Origin of the sequence: Pseudomonas sp. B707, assembly GCF_022496685.1 — a bacterium.
In the GTDB taxonomy this organism is placed as follows: domain Bacteria; phylum Pseudomonadota; class Gammaproteobacteria; order Pseudomonadales; family Pseudomonadaceae; genus Aquipseudomonas; species Aquipseudomonas paraglycinae.
In genome coordinates this window covers 44,920-59,232 of sequence record NZ_WTVE01000031.1, presented here as the reverse complement: position 1 = coordinate 59,232, position 14,313 = coordinate 44,920, and the positions used below count along the sequence as shown (strand labels likewise).

At 56.5% G+C, this 14,313-nt stretch carries 9 protein-coding genes and 1 pseudogene; 7 read left to right on the top strand and 3 right to left on the bottom strand.

Annotation, left to right across the window (positions count from 1 at the left end; all coding sequences use genetic code 11):
• The first annotated feature begins 92 nt into the window (after positions 1 to 92).
• The gene (locus tag GQX66_RS19205) at positions 93 to 974 is read left to right on the top strand and encodes a carboxylate/amino acid/amine transporter (protein WP_085611579.1); all 882 of its coding nucleotides are present in this window, start codon (positions 93 to 95) and stop codon (positions 972 to 974) included.
• Here GQX66_RS19205 and GQX66_RS19200 read toward each other — a convergent pair.
• Positions 919 to 1,824, bottom strand: coding sequence for a LysR family transcriptional regulator (locus GQX66_RS19200; RefSeq protein ID WP_240870524.1), 906 nt, complete (start codon positions 1,822 to 1,824; stop codon positions 919 to 921). The two genes, GQX66_RS19205 and GQX66_RS19200, sit on opposite strands and share 56 nt — an antisense overlap.
• A gap of 169 nt (positions 1,825 to 1,993) precedes the next feature.
• On the opposite strand from GQX66_RS19200, the gene GQX66_RS19195 reads away from it, so the two are divergent.
• Entirely contained in the window at positions 1,994 to 2,635 is a 642-nt protein-coding gene (locus GQX66_RS19195) for a hydrolase (RefSeq protein ID WP_007956548.1), read from the top strand.
• A 63-nt stretch (positions 2,636 to 2,698) separates the two neighbouring features.
• Here the strand turns inward: GQX66_RS19195 and GQX66_RS19190 are convergent.
• A pseudogene (locus tag GQX66_RS19190) lies at positions 2,699 to 3,235 on the bottom strand (mechanosensitive ion channel family protein); the annotation flags it as partial.
• Between the two features lie 192 nt (positions 3,236 to 3,427).
• Here GQX66_RS19190 and GQX66_RS19185 point away from each other — a divergent pair.
• Positions 3,428 to 4,876, top strand: coding sequence for a hypothetical protein (locus tag GQX66_RS19185; RefSeq protein ID WP_240870521.1), 1,449 nt, complete (start codon positions 3,428 to 3,430; stop codon positions 4,874 to 4,876).
• 66 nt (positions 4,877 to 4,942) lie between these two features.
• Here the strand turns inward: GQX66_RS19185 and GQX66_RS19180 are convergent, their stop codons facing one another.
• Positions 4,943 to 6,091: a TauD/TfdA family dioxygenase gene (locus GQX66_RS19180; RefSeq protein ID WP_240870520.1), complete on the bottom strand. Its 1,149-nt coding sequence runs from the start codon at positions 6,089 to 6,091 to the stop codon at positions 4,943 to 4,945.
• Here GQX66_RS19180 and GQX66_RS19175 point away from each other — a divergent pair.
• From GQX66_RS19175 to GQX66_RS28520, 4 genes are all read left to right on the top strand, one after another.
• Positions 6,075 to 7,298, top strand: a complete 1,224-nt coding sequence (locus GQX66_RS19175) for a hypothetical protein (RefSeq protein ID WP_240870513.1) — start codon at positions 6,075 to 6,077, stop codon at positions 7,296 to 7,298. The genes GQX66_RS19180 and GQX66_RS19175 overlap by 17 nt on opposite strands.
• Before the next feature lies 1 nt (position 7,299).
• The gene (locus GQX66_RS19170; RefSeq protein WP_240870511.1) at positions 7,300 to 10,629 is read left to right on the top strand and encodes a UvrD-helicase domain-containing protein; all 3,330 of its coding nucleotides are present in this window, start codon (positions 7,300 to 7,302) and stop codon (positions 10,627 to 10,629) included.
• A 415-nt stretch (positions 10,630 to 11,044) separates the two neighbouring features.
• Positions 11,045 to 11,812, top strand: a complete 768-nt coding sequence (locus tag GQX66_RS19165) for a hypothetical protein (RefSeq protein WP_240870506.1) — start codon at positions 11,045 to 11,047, stop codon at positions 11,810 to 11,812.
• A 161-nt stretch (positions 11,813 to 11,973) separates the two neighbouring features.
• Positions 11,974 to 14,133 carry an SEC-C domain-containing protein gene (locus GQX66_RS28520; protein ID WP_276613588.1) on the top strand — a complete coding sequence of 720 codons (2,160 nt, stop codon included), beginning with the start codon at positions 11,974 to 11,976 and terminating at the stop codon, positions 14,131 to 14,133.
• Positions 14,134 to 14,313 lie beyond the last annotated feature (180 nt).

Below are 14,313 nucleotides of genomic sequence, written 5' to 3'. Positions count from 1 at the left end.
CGCTTTAGCGAGATCGGGCTTTTTTTTGCCCGGGATTTAGCGATGGCCGGCAAAAACCGCTATCGTCGCCGCCATTCGAAATCGAGGCGAGCATGGGCTATCTACTTTTTGTCACGCTGATCCAGGCGTTTTCCTTCAGTCTGATCGGCGAATACCTGGCCGGTCATGTCGACAGCTACTTCGCGGTGCTGGTGCGGGTGGTGCTGGCCGGGCTGGTGTTTATCCCGCTGACCCGCTGGCGCTCGGTGGAACCGGCGTTCATGCGCGGCATGTTGCTGATCGGCGCGTTGCAGTTCGGCGTGACCTACGTCTGCCTGTATCTGAGCTTCCGCGTGCTGACGGTGCCGGAAGTGCTGCTGTTCACCATCCTCACGCCGTTGCATGTGACGCTGATCGAAGACGCGCTCAACCGACGCTTCAATCCATGGGCGCTGATCGCCGCACTGGTGGCGGTCGCCGGCGCGGCGGTGATTCGCTACGACCGGATCAACCCGGACTTCTTCATGGGCTTTTTGCTGCTGCAACTGGCCAACTTCACCTACGCCGCCGGGCAGGTGCTGTACAAACATCTGGTGGCGAAACACCCGAGCGATCTGCCGCATTACCGGCGCTTCGGCTTCTTCTACCTCGGCGCGCTGGCGGTGGCGTTGCCGGCGTTCCTGCTGTTCGGTAAATCCAACTTTCTGCCCGAAGCGCCGCTGCAATGGGGCGTGCTGGTGTTCCTTGGTCTGGTCTCGACCGCACTCGGTTTGTACTGGTGGAACAAGGGCGCATGCCTGGTCAACGGCGGCACCCTGGCGGTGATGAACAACCTGCACGTGCCGGTTGGGTTGCTGCTGAACCTGCTGATCTGGAATCAGCATGAGGAACTGGGGCGGTTGTTCCTCGGTGGCAGCGTGATTCTGGCGGCGGTGTGGATCAGCCGGTTGGGGATTCGCAAACCGGCGCCAGTTGCCCCACCAGAAACTCGATAAACGCCCGGGTCTTCTGCGGCACCCGCCGGGCTGACGAATAGACCGCGTTGATGGTGATCGCCGGGGCTTGCCATTCGCACAGCACCGGCACCAGTCGTCCGGCTGCCAATGCTTCTTCGACGATGAAGTCCGGCAGCAGCGCAATGCCCATGCCGGCCTCGGCCGCTTGCGCCAGCAGGTCGCCGTTGTTGGCGTGCAACGGCCCGGTGACGTTGACGCGCTGGGTCTCCTTGCCGTTGCACAGTTGCAGGCTGACCCCGCTCTGCAGATAGCCGTAGTTCAAGCATTGATGTGAGCGCAGATCCTGCGGCGACTGCGGCGTGCCCGCACGTTCGAGGTAAGCGGGGGAGGCGACCATGATGCGCGGCGCTGGCGCCAGTTGCCGGGCGATCATGGTCGAGTCGGGGAGGCTGGCGATGCGGATGGTCACGTCGAACCCGCCGCGCACCGGGTCGACCTGCTGGTCGCTGAGCACCAGTTGCAGTTCGATGTTCGGGTGCTGCTCGTGGAACAGCGGAATCAGCTTGCCCAGCCGTCGCAGGCCGAACGACATCGGTGCGTTGACCCGCAACACCCCGCGCAATTCACCCACCCCGTCTCGCGCCCGCTGCTCGGCCTCGTCCAGTGCCGCAATCACTTCCCGCGCCGCTTCGAAATACTCGGCACCGGCCTCGGTCAGGTGCAGGCTGCGGGTGGTGCGTTGCAGCAGTTGCACGCCGATGGCGTCTTCCAGCGCCTGAATCTGTTTGCTGACTTTCGAGCGGGGCACGTCCATGGCCCGGGCGGCGGCTGCGAAGCCGTTTTCGCCGACCGTCATCACGAAGGCGCGCATGCATTCGATGCGATCCATGATTGTCCCTTTTTTAGAATCAATGATTCTCGATTTTATGTAATTGTCCCTTTATCTACCAGCCCCTAAAGTGACATCCAAGCCGAGACAACAACGCCGAAGACGGCCAGCCACTCGACTCACTCATTACCCAATCGAAACGCTGAATCGACATCAAAAGGAACGCGCCATGTCTATCCGTGAACTGCTGAACCCAACCAACTCCGCCCTGATCCTGATCGACCACCAGCCGCAAATGGCTTTCGGCGTACAGTCGATCGACCGTCAGACCCTGAAGAACAACACCGTCGGCCTGGCCAAGGCTGCCAAGATCTTCAACGTGCCGACCATCTACACCTCGGTCGAAACCGAAAGCTTCAGCGGCTACATCTGGCCGGAGCTGCTGGCGGTACACCCTGAGCAGAAGCCGATCGAACGCACCTCGATGAACTCCTGGGAAGACAAGGCGCTGGTTGACGCAGTGAAGGCCACCGGGCGCAAGAAGCTGATCATCGCCGCGCTGTGGACCGAGGTCTGCCTGACCTTTCCGGCCCTGGAAGCCCTGGCTGAAGGCTACGAGGTGTACATCGTCACCGACGCGTCCGGCGGCACGACTAAAGAAGCCCACGACATGTCGGTACAGCGGATGATTCAGGCGGGCGCAGTACCGGTGACCTGGCAGCAAGTGCTGCTCGAATACCAGCGTGACTGGGCGCACAAAGACACCTATCAGGCAGTGATGGACCTGGTGCTGGAACACAGCGGCGCGTATGGCATGGGCGTCGATTACGCCTACACCATGGTGCACAAGGCACCGCAGCGGCAGGCCTGATAAATCGGCAGGACAAAAAAGACGCAACCAAGGTTGCGTCTTTTTTTGCATTTGAAGAAAGCGCTACATCAGATGTTTTTCGGCTTCTGGAATGTGGCTAGCGCCAAGGACTGCCGGCAATATCCCGGAGCGTAAATCCCCACCACTCGGCTGCTGATACAGGCTCAACCCGAACTCCGGCAGCACCGCCAGCAGGTAATCGAAAATATCCCCCTGGATCCGCTCGTAATCGGCCCACACCGTGGTGGTGGTAAAGCAGTAGATTTCCAGCGGGATGCCCTGGGCCGTTGTCTGCATCTGGCGGACCATGCAGGTCATGTTCGGCTGGATCTCCGGATGGCTCTTCAAGTAAGCCAAGGCATAGGCGCGGAAGGTGCCGATGTTGGTCATGCGCCGGCGGTTGGCCGACATTGCCGCAACGTTGCCCTGCGCCTCGTTCCAGGCCTTGAGCTCGGCTTTCTTGCGGCCCATGTAGGCGGTCAGCAGGTGCACCTGGGAGAGTTTTTCTTCTTCATCGTCGCGGATGAACCGCACACCGCTGGCGTCGATGAACAGGCTGCGCTTGATCCGTCGTCCGCCGGACTGCTGCATGCCGCGCCATTACAACCGGTAAATTTTCATACTATCTAGACCTTCCCCGCAGCCCCTCCCCCCCGAAACGCCCAAAAAAACCACCTTTCCTTTCATCAACCCAGGTTTCCGACCTAGGATGTCCCCCGGTGCCTTGACCCAATCTCCACAAACTATGTACTAAGTACTAAGCCCAGAAACCCCTAAAAGGATCTACCCCGAATGGAATCACCTAGCACTCCTCTGGCTCTGTTGCCAGAGCAGAACCTTAAGCCTTTAGAGCCAATGCCAGCTTCCACAGAGCTCAGCCCAACATCACCAGAAGCGCACCAAGCTCAACAGCTCCGCCAGGCTCCACAACCCCACCAAACCCCGCACCCTCAGCCTGAAGGTGCGTCAGCTCTGTCACTGGCTCTTCACGAAGGTCTCATGTACCAACGCACTCTCCCGAGAGAAGAACGCACCACTCACTTGGGCGTGTTTGCTTACGAAAGACTTGATGCCATAACGCGAGTGATAGAACAGCATTTGCCATCTCTCAAACCAGACCTAAGCGCGCTACTCAATCTTCTAACTGTCGCGTCCCAAACAACTCTCACACCTGAGCAAGCGATTGAGTTAAGAGGGATTTATAATCGCACCCATGAAAAGGTCTTTCCAGTAAACGAGAAGTATCTCTACTGGTGCCACCAGTTCCATGGGCTTTCGGAAGATCACAGCCTGAGATCTATTTCTTGGGATCATCTAAAAAGGCTGGAGGAAGAGTCATATGCGGATGATGAGCTGAAGGCCCTTGTTCAAGAGCTGAAGTTATCCTTCGGTCGCGTGAAGGATGTGTCTGATAGCCAGGGTTTCAGGCAGGTGTTTGAATACTACGGCGAGGCTCTTGTATATTCAAAACTCAGCAAGCACTTCAAGACTAAGCGGATCGTCGCCAGGCAAGACTCGATGCCTGACTTCGTTTGCGTTCTGCCGAATGGGAAAACATTCTATGTTGAACTGAAGTCTTTGGATCTCGTACAGGCTCCGCTTCGATCAGATCAGATGCATGAAGATGCGATGAATCAGAATATTGAAATCGAAGACCAACTTCTGCAAGGTAATAAGGTAGCAATGGCAGAAAGGGAGATTGCTCCGTTTAAGCCACCGTTTGATGATGGGTCATACGATCCGCGTTCTTTGTTGTTAGTGATTAATACACTGATGAAAAAGGCGAGGGGTGCCTTCAAGGAGTCTCAGTTTGCCCAGGGGCCTACCTTTGCTTTCATGCTCTGTGATCGATTGATGATTCCTGGTGGCAACCATAGCGTTGCTCCTCAGTACTTCGAGCGAGGAGGTGATGCCGTAGTGTCTGGTGCACTCTGGAACGCTTGTTTTGCCAAGATGGGCTGGCCAGTTTTCAGGATGCCTGACTTTGGGGGTGCTCCAGGGCTGGAAGGCCATATGCCCGAGCATGGACTGTTTGTGGATGAGTACGTGAAGTTTCCTACCGGTGCGGTAGTGTTTTCCGAGTTTGGATGGCAAGAGGATACCTTGATGGGTCTCTATGACTCCACGTGGCGACCAAATTCAGATTGGACTGTAGAAGATACAGAAGGCGTGATCCACGTGCTTTGCACCGCGTACAACGACGAACGAAACTCGTATGGTCAGTCGGTCGCTATGACCTGATCTTGTTGAGTAAAAAAGGTCAGCGCCAGGAAATGGAGCGGGATGCAACACAGCATCCCGCCCAAATCACGGGTAGAGCTTGAAGGTACTGTCGGGATAGCGCTGTTCAGCCCGCAACTCCCGCGTATCCAGCCCGTAGGTTCGCAGCAGCCACCGTGAGTCGCCACCTGCCTCGCCACCCACTACGCCGCGCCCATGCAGTCCAACGCGATTGTTCACGAGCAGGATATCGCCAGGTGCGATGACCACCGACGCGGAGCATTCCTGACAGGCCTGCTCGAAACTCTTGATCGCTTGGCTCGCAAGCTCAGAGTCAAAATCGGTATCTGCCGCACTGTGGCTGTAGCGAATCCAGTGTCCATCCTGGGTTTCGAACAGCAGCTGGATGTCCACCATTACCTCCAGCAGAGGACTGTCCTTGCCCAAGAGCTTGCGCAGCCCAACCTTGAAAGTTTTTTGGGGGCGGAGGATGTACTGAGGCTTCGTCAGCTCTTCGATCTCCTCGTCCGTCAGCTTCTGCAGGACTGCAGAGAGGGGCATGACCGTGGTGGCAGTGCTGTTGGGATTACGAAGACCGCTCAGGCAAACGAAGTCAGGGGAGGGTGCTACGCGCTGGTCAAACTCATGCGGCTGTCCGCGAACCGGGAACGACACACCGTCGGTGTGGCCGCGCATATTGCTCTTTGATTTGTCAGCAAAGTCACCGTCGCCCGGAAGCACCACCAAGTTCACGAACAGTTGGCCGTCATTCTCGGAGCCATATGAAATGGTGTCCGAATTGAGCGCGGCGAGGCAGACCACTGCACTGGCCCTGGCAGCGACGGTGCTGGCAACGTCAGGCACGGGGATGAACGCAGTTGGCGTATCTGGCAGATCGTGAATGTCAAAAACAGCGCGCAGATGGATCAACGGATTCGTCCAAGCACTGCGCTGGACGTCGTACAGATCGACGTCCACAGCGGTGAGAGCAGCGATGACCTGGGGTAGCAGGTAGGCGCCAAGATCCACTGGGTTGTCGAGCGCTGCGAGGCAGGATTCGAGCGAGTTATCGTGCATCCATTGGCTCACTGAACCTCGGATAGCCTTGGAAAAATGAGCGTCGATCAATTGTGTCCCTGCCATCGCAAGTGATATAAAGATGATATACAGGCGCACTTTTAGTGCGCCACTGCTTCCGTCCAGATGCCCAGAGTCTACCATGAAACGTAATGTCAATTTGCCGTCCCCATCCCTCAACGCTCCGCTTAGGGCGTGGTCGGATTACCTGGGATGGGTGTCTGCGACGGCGGATTTTCAGGTGGTAGGGGGCGTTTGTCGGTGTACGGTTACGATGCCGGAGGGGCAGATCCTGGAGGTGCAGGCGGCGACCCCAGATCTTCTGGCCAAGCAGGTCATGGCCGACCTGACCGCCAACATGGTGGTTCCGCCGACCATGGATCGCTCAACAACATCATCGCTTCAAGATGCCCCGAAACAACCGAAACAGCACCAGAAGCAACAGCAGCAGGGTGAGCCAGGGCAGGACGAACCCGGGCCCGTGATTCCCGAAGGTCTACAAACCCAAGCGTCGCCACAGGAGGTGTCTATGCGCAGTCATTACGAACCCGCTTTGCCTCGTGCATCGCAGGCGCCGCGATCTGCATCCGTGTCTAGCACCAAGGGCACATTGCAGACGGTAGGCGTGTATGTGCCGGTAGCTATGCATGAAGTGCTTAAGGCCGTTGCGGAGGAGCAGGGCAAGAAATTCTCTGTGCTCGTTCGAGAGATGGTCGAGCGTGGCTACGAGCGTTTTGAGGATGCGATCGAAGAGCGTAGCGGGAGAAAGGTGCTCGACGGCTATGAGCAGAAGGTGGCGAGCTATGATGGCCAGTCCGAACAATGGATGGCCCGACTTGATCGCAAGCTCAGTCTGGAGCTCAAGTTGACCGCGAAAGAATACGGACGGTCTGCTTCTCAAATCGTCGGTGGGCTATTGGCTGAGGAGCTTTCTCATTGCCCACAAGCCCAGGCAGTCTCTACCACTGCCCAAGCAGTCGCTACTACCGCTGCCCGAGTAATCGCTGATCCAGCTGAAGTGGTACGTGCTCAAGCCGCGATTGCAGGCCTTGTAGGCCCTAAAGCCAATGAGCTGGCCAATCACCTGGGCCTTCCCGGCAAGCGAAGATTGGTCAACGAGGTGCTGGTTGGGATAGTTCGTGCACCGGGTGTCTTGATGAGAGATGTCGCCGAGTACTTCCAGGTTTCGCCAGAAGCGATGAATGAAGCGGTGAGTCTGAATTTCCGTCAGCTAGCGGCACCTTCCTTTAAGGCGCCCAACGGCCAACCAAGAGTGTTAACAGAGCCTGTTTCTTGGGAGGAGGCGGTGAAAGCGCTCCACTTACCTCATGACGAAGAGGCGCAACTGTTGGGCTTAGGGGACTGATATGAATCCTTTCGACCGTGCACGAATTCAGGCTATCAATGCACGGGCGAAACTCATCGCTGCGTGCGGTGAACAGTATCCGACCAGCCAGCAACTGATTGACGTTGCTGAAGCGACGTTAGGCATTGCGATCGAGTGGGTGTCACCCGATGACTATGCATTGGGCGGGTCAGATGCGCTCCTGCAGCGGTCGATGCGCACGATCCTGATTCGTGATGACGTTCGACAGGAGGCGAAGGCTTATCTGTTGGCTCACGAACTGGGCCATTGGTATCTCGACTCACCTCAACCTGCTCCGGGTACCTCTACAGTGTCTTTCATCGCCGACCCCGACGATGAAGCTGATACCACCGCTGCTACTAGCAATCCCAGCAGCACCAGCGCCGGAAGTGCGGTCGTGGAAGGGTATGGTGCATGGGAGCGCAACGAGCTCCAAGCAAACGTCTTTGCGCGAGAGCTGTTGCTCCCCAGGACGGCGGCCAGGACATTGTGGTCAACAGGATGGCGTTCTCGATTGATATCGACGCACTTTCTGTTGCCGCTAGAAGTCGTAAGGCAGCAATTGGCTGACGCGCTGCTGCTCCCAGATGTCCCTCCAGTTCCTCCGGCTCCCGCACATCCCCCAAGCGATGCCCAGCGTCTTGCGGCTGAGGCTCCGGAGAAGTTCGTCAATGTGGTTGCGGGCCCAGGAACCGGTAAGACCACGACGTTGGTACACCGAGTGGCCCATTTGATCGCCAGTGGGGTTCCCGCCAATAGAATTTTGGTGATGACCTTTACCAACCGTGCCGCCCAGGAGCTTGTCGAGCGACTGACCGCAGCCAATGTTCCGAATGCTTCACAGGTATGGGCTGGCACCTTCCATTCGTTTGGGCTTGAGCTCCTGCGAAAGCACCACCTTCTCTTCGGTCTGACACCTCAGATCAAGATTGCTGACGCGCTGCAGCAAGTCAGAATGATGGTCGAAGAACTGCCCACCCTGCAGCTCGAATATTTCTTCAGGTTGAGCAACCCGTATGACTGGTTGCCTGATGTGTTGAGGATCATCCATCGTCTCAAAGAAGAATTGGTCACCCCGGACGAATACGCTGCGATCGTTCGAGCATTGCCGGCGGTTGAGCCCGATGTCGAGCGAGAGCGGAACGACATAGTGACCCTCTACAGGGCCTACGAAGCGGTACTACGGCGGGAAGGGTGGGTGGACTATGCAGACCTTCTGGTTCGACCCACTGTACAGGCTCGTGATGATCGTGCGTCCCTGGCTGCCTTCCTAGAACAGTACGATCACGTCTTGGTAGATGAGTACCAGGACGTCAATCATGTGATGATCGAGTTCGTCAAAAAGATTGGATCGCCGCAACGTTACCTGTGGGTGGTCGGTGATATTCGTCAGGCTATTCATCACTGGCGTGGTGCGTCGATCCAAAGTTTGCTCAAGTTTGACGAGGCGTACGTTGCTAGAGGACAGGCCGCCTCTATCAGACGGTACAGCTTGGACATCAACCGGCGCAGCTCTCCAGAGATTCTTCGTCTGGTTGAGCGGGCTGGAACCTACCATGTGTTGCAGCCATTCGTGCCCCTGGATCCTGTATCACCTTCTCGCTTCGTGAGCGGGGTCATGCCAGCTTTATTCCACACCCAAAGGGATGCTCAGAGCAGTGTCATCGTCGGCGAGATTACTCAGTGTCGAGCGGCAGGGCACTGGTACGGCAGTCAGGGCATCATCAGCTCAACGAATGCCCAAGTAGACAAGCTTGCTCAAGACATCGAGGCGGCTGGCATTCCTGTGTTGCACCTGGGTGAGTTGAATCAGAGGGCTGAAGTCAAAGAGTTCATGTGCCTGATGCAACTGCTGACGCAGCGTTCGCCTGGAGCGCTCCTCGGCTTGTTCGGGCGTGCAAACTTGAGGATGCCGGCGGCAGACATCGAGACGCTGACGAACCAGTCTAAGCTCGGTTTCAACCACCAGCGTGGTCGTTGGCTGAGCCGTCCCACTGCAGGCCTCTCGGCGCAAGGGCAGCAGGTTGTCCAGGAGTTGAGTGATTTGTTGGAAGGTGCAACGCGAAGCTCTCGCCCTTGGGTGTTTGTCTGTGACCTCCTGTTTGAAAAAGGCTTTGGGTTGGAGTCGCTGGCTGACCAGTCTGCTGCGGCGCAGATCAATCGCCTGGCGTTGTGGCAATTCCTCTACGGGGTTCGCAACAGCGATGGCGTAGGTAGCCAGGCGACGTTATCGAAGTTTTTGGTCAGAGAAGATTTTCGGCGCTACATCGGGCAACGCTCGGCGGAGCGCGCGCTTCCACCCGAGGCGGCTGCGATCGACGCTGTGAGGCTCATGACCGTCCATGGCAGCAAAGGGCTTGAGTTCGACGTCGTGCACATGGCCAACGTGGAAAAGAGCAAGTTTGGCGCAGAAGCGCCGCCACGTTTTGATGAGCGCCAGGCGTTGCTGCTGCCCCCTGAAGCGTTGCACAGCACGCAAGCCCTGCGGCTCCAAGGTGAGGCAATCGAGCGGAACAATCTGTTGTACGTTGGCCTGTCCAGGGCGAAAGATCGGTTGAAGGTCTACGGCGGCACTGACGCAGCGACGATTCCCGATCCCTTGTGTGATCCTTCAGTCATCGCTGCCAGTGTCGCGCGAGCCTCTGTTCCAGTAGCGGCGCCTGTCTCGCGCGTATCCATGACACCACCCGTGGCGATGACCTACGCCGCCCTTGATGGATTCATGACCTGCTCCCTGCAATATCACTATGCCCACGAATTGGGCCTTCCGATCGAGCAGGAGTTGGATGTCTCAATTCGGGCCCGTCGCGCAGTGCTGGCAGGGCTCGAATACGTCTACCGGGATGGAATGAAGACCGATGAAGCCTTCCTGCAAGCCTGGGGCGAGAAGCCGTTGCCGACATGGGAGGAGGACAAAATGCTGATAGAACACGCCTGGATCGCCTTCAATCGAGGTGCTGGATGGCAGCCGGGTAGCGCGTCTTACGTTCCCGAGACGACTGCCAATGTGAATGGCCAGGTCATTAGCATGCCGTGGATGCTTCGCGAGGCGAGTGGTGATGTGATCTGGCTGCGCACGGGGGTAGGCCTGAGTGCGGTAGCGCGAAATGTTCGACCCATCCTGGAGAACCTGGGAGGCAGGCGTTGCAGCCGAATTTCCATTCATTCGCTCGTCACGGGGCTTTCTGAAGATGCAGTTCCGTCTGCAAGAGCGAGCAGTACCAGTGTGTTTAAGGCGATCGGGGCATTGCGTGCTGGTGAGCGTAAAGCGAGCCGAGGCAAACACTGCAATCGATGCGCCTATTCGACGATTTGTGCTCAGAGACACTGAGTCGTCTGGGTTGCTAGCTTTGACCATCCCCATCATTGGCGGTGACCCAAGCGCCGCCTGGTTGAGGTTGACGAGGGAAGGGGATGAAGATAGTAGATAAGGAAAGTAGTAGTTATGACCTATATAAACTTGCCGCAAGATCAGCAGAGAGCGATCAGCGCTGTTGACATGCGAGCTCTTGATTCGGCAATTGACAGATGTGTGATGGAAGAGCGGATTTCTCCACTCTATGAGTTTGGCCTCAGGGAATGCGGGGAGCCTCCACTACTACAATCTGGGCGTGTCGAGAGGTAATGCCGCTATTTGATGACTCTCTAGGGTGGATGGCTCTATCTCGCTGCTGTGAGACCAACTGGTCGTTGCTTGGTAGTCGAAGTGTCGCCACTATGACCGCTTCATTCAGTCGAGAATCGGCATGCGGACAGCACTACACCGTGACACCCTCGAAACCCTGGATGCCCAGGGCTATGAAGACGCATATGGCAAGCCCGTTGATAACAATGGCAAGGAGCGAGTACGACCTCCGGCCCTTTGCGATATCTGCCGACAAGACGTGTTCTTGCGAGCTGAGCACAGCAAGCTGCGCACTCCAAATTTCGTCCACTTCGAGGACAGCGCTCCCTGTCCGGTCAAAGCCTTCAACGCTCAAGCCTACCGCGCACTCAATCCTGGACAGGGCAATGCCGCTGACGCCCAGAGGCTTCGAGAGGGCTTCTTTGCGACCTGGCGGTATCACTGGCGAGAATTCGACCGGATCATCGGTTACGCCTCGGTCTTCGATTTCGTCTCCGTCCTCAAATACGCTGATCGCCACGGGATCTGGCGTTACCGGGACATGGGTGTTCAGGATGTGCTGCCTGTCCTGCTGACGCTTATGGACTTCCCTCCGCTCCCAAAGGGCAAGCGCCATCTGCGTGACTATGGCTTGCGCTTCCTCTATGTGGGCACCGTTGCCAGTACCAATGACTACTGGAACCTGCCGACGCACGAGCGGCGTCTTCTCAAAGTGGTTTACGAATTCCCGGGGCAGGCTCGTACATTCCAGTCAGAGCGAATTTCAGCGAAGCATCCCGTGGCTTTTGAGCCGGACTACGAGGCAGCTCGCTTCGATTTGGACGTCGACAATCAACCCACAGCCCACCCCTATGTCGTTAACACCATGGCCAGGGAGTTCAAGGTGTAGATTTCGGCTGACTAGAATGTCGCTTGAGCGCTGCCATACCCGAAAAGCGATAAGTGCCAAAATCCAACGAGTAAGGTCGCCAAGCAACATCACCGATGGTGGGGGGGGGGAGACGGGAAGTCCACCCTCCCATAGGAATCACGAACCTTGGAGCAGCAGGAATGAATCCCACGCACCGAAGTGAAGCCGAAGTTTTCAAGGAACTGATAAATCTGACGGCTCGACCAGGCTACGCTCACGCTATAGCCGGGATTTGTCATCGCGACAACTTTGTGTCGTTTCAAGGCGAGCACAAGCCCTCTGACCTTGATCATATATTTGACCGTAAAAGACTCAACCGCAATGAAATAAGCACGGTGTTGGGTCTGATGATGCGTCAGCCTCTCGATCTGTCTGAGGTCGATGACGCCACACTTAGAGGCTATGCCTCCCGCACTGATCAGCTATTGGGTGAGCTTCACAGTGCTCTGAACGGTCAGGTGATCGGCGAGCTGGCCCCACAAGCCCAGAAGGGCGAAGTCGTGGAGGATTTTTGGCAAGGGCCGATGATGAAGGAGCCCATTTTCTATGCCACCGAATCAGCCTACAGCTTCCAGTATCGAGATTTTTTTGCAGAGAAACACGCTCCGGATGATGCCTGGTTAGAGCGGGTCATGGGGTTCAGCAGCGCCCAAGCTTTACGAGTGGCGAACGCGATGTGTTCGTTGATGAACGAGCGAGCTAACAACGGAGCGCGACTGACTGGTGAACCCCAGCTAGGCCAGATGCCGACAGGCTCGGTGCTGGAGCTTTTCGAGTTCAGGGCGCATGAAGTAGCCCATTGTTCGGGCCAGGAACTGGATGTCGTTGAGGCAGTTTTCAAAGCGCTGACGTTTAGTGGTGATAATGGCCTGTTCAGGGAGGTTGGGGACTTCAACCAGGTAGCAGCTACGCCTCTGCTGCCAACAGGTCGGGACTCAGTACTTCTGTTTTCTCATCACATGATTTACGAAGCCCTGTACGAGTCGCCTTTCTTCTGGATGAATCAGGATAAGGATTACAAGCAACAGGCCTCCGACAATCGTGGTGCATTTACTGAACGGTTTTCTCTGCGCCGCTTGGCATCGGTCTTCGGAAGGTCGAACGTCCACACCAACGTCAACTTGTTCGAGGGGAAGCGGATCGTCGCTGAAGCGGACGTGTTGGTCATCTTCGGTGATCGGATCATCATCGTTCAGGCGAAAGCCAAAAAACTGACCTTAGCGGCCCGCAAAGGTAGTGATGGACACATCAAGGCTGATTTTGCTGCCGCCATTCAGAAGGCCTATGACCAAGGGGCTGAATGCGCGACAGCTATTAGATCTGGAAGCTGCCGCCTCGAAGACGATCAAGGCCAAGCGGTCGTGCTTCCGAAGCAAGTCAAAGAGATCTATCCGTTCTGCGTCGTGTCCGATCACTACCCGGCTTTAGCATTCCAAGCCAGCCAATACCTCAAATACTCAGCCGATAAGGTCGTTCGTCCACCTTTGGTGATGGACGTATTCCTGCTGGATGTCCTTGCGGAGATGCTTGATACGCCCCTGCGTTTTCTAAGCTATGTCCGAATGCGCTCAGAGTCATCATCAAAGCTGATGGCAGGGCACGAGCTCACAACCCTGGCCTATCATCTGCGGTGCAATCTCTGGCTCGACGATCAGTTCAATATGGTGATGCTGGAGGACTCGATCGCAGCAGATTTAGATACCGCCATGGTTGTCCGGCGGGAAGGGCTCCCGGGCCAGCGAGTCCCTGAAGGTATTCTCACTAGGATGAACGGGACGTACTACGAGCGCTTGATTGAGCAAATTGAGCGCCGACCTAACCCAGCAATTCTTGAACTGGGTTTCACTCTGCTTTCTATGAGCGGAGAAACGTGTGATGCGGTTCATCAGGCCATTGAACGCTTGACCAACATGACGAAAATCGATGGCAAGCGCCATGATTTTACGATTGGTATGACTGAGCATGGGGCGGGGATTTGCTTTCACTGTAACCCCGCTCCTAGCCAGGAAGCCATCAGGACGCTTGAGGTGCACTGTGCCAAACGCAAGTACACCCATCAGACGCCGGAATGGTACGGGGTTTCGGTGGGGGTTAATGGCGAAATTCAGTTTGGCATAACGCTCAATTTCCCATGGGAGAAGTCTACCCCGCTGGATGACCTAACAAGGGAAATGAAACCATCTTCATCTGTTAGACAGGGCCTGAAGGCCATGGAGAGATTGTTTGCCCCCAAAAAGCATGGGCGTAACGATGCGTGCCCCTGCGGAAGTGGACTCAAGTACAAAAAGTGCTGTCTGTGAGGGCATCTGAATCGATGCTTGGTTGCCAGCAGCGCCGGATGCTTGGATGAAGGCCGGCCTCATAAAACCTCAAATGGGCTCTAGAGGCTGTTAAAGGTCTTGAGGTCAGGTCAGGCAAAAGCAGCTGAGGAAGCGGAGTTTAGGGGTTGTAAGGGAGCATCCGAGCCCGTTTTCAATGCA

Excerpts from the sequence above, each read along its gene's own strand:
- GQX66_RS19205 (WP_085611579.1), top strand. The coding sequence starts at position 93 with ATGGGCTATCTACTTTTTGTCACGCTGATCCAGGCGTTTTCCTTCAGT.
- GQX66_RS19200 (WP_240870524.1), bottom strand. The coding sequence starts at position 1,824 with ATGGATCGCATCGAATGCATGCGCGCCTTCGTGATGACGGTCGGCGAA.
- GQX66_RS19195 (WP_007956548.1), top strand. The coding sequence starts at position 1,994 with ATGTCTATCCGTGAACTGCTGAACCCAACCAACTCCGCCCTGATCCTG.
- GQX66_RS19185 (WP_240870521.1), top strand. The coding sequence starts at position 3,428 with ATGGAATCACCTAGCACTCCTCTGGCTCTGTTGCCAGAGCAGAACCTT.
- GQX66_RS19175 (WP_240870513.1), top strand. The coding sequence starts at position 6,075 with ATGAAACGTAATGTCAATTTGCCGTCCCCATCCCTCAACGCTCCGCTT.
- GQX66_RS19170 (WP_240870511.1), top strand. The coding sequence starts at position 7,300 with ATGAATCCTTTCGACCGTGCACGAATTCAGGCTATCAATGCACGGGCG.
- GQX66_RS19165 (WP_240870506.1), top strand. The coding sequence starts at position 11,045 with ATGCGGACAGCACTACACCGTGACACCCTCGAAACCCTGGATGCCCAG.
- GQX66_RS28520 (WP_276613588.1), top strand. The coding sequence starts at position 11,974 with ATGAATCCCACGCACCGAAGTGAAGCCGAAGTTTTCAAGGAACTGATA.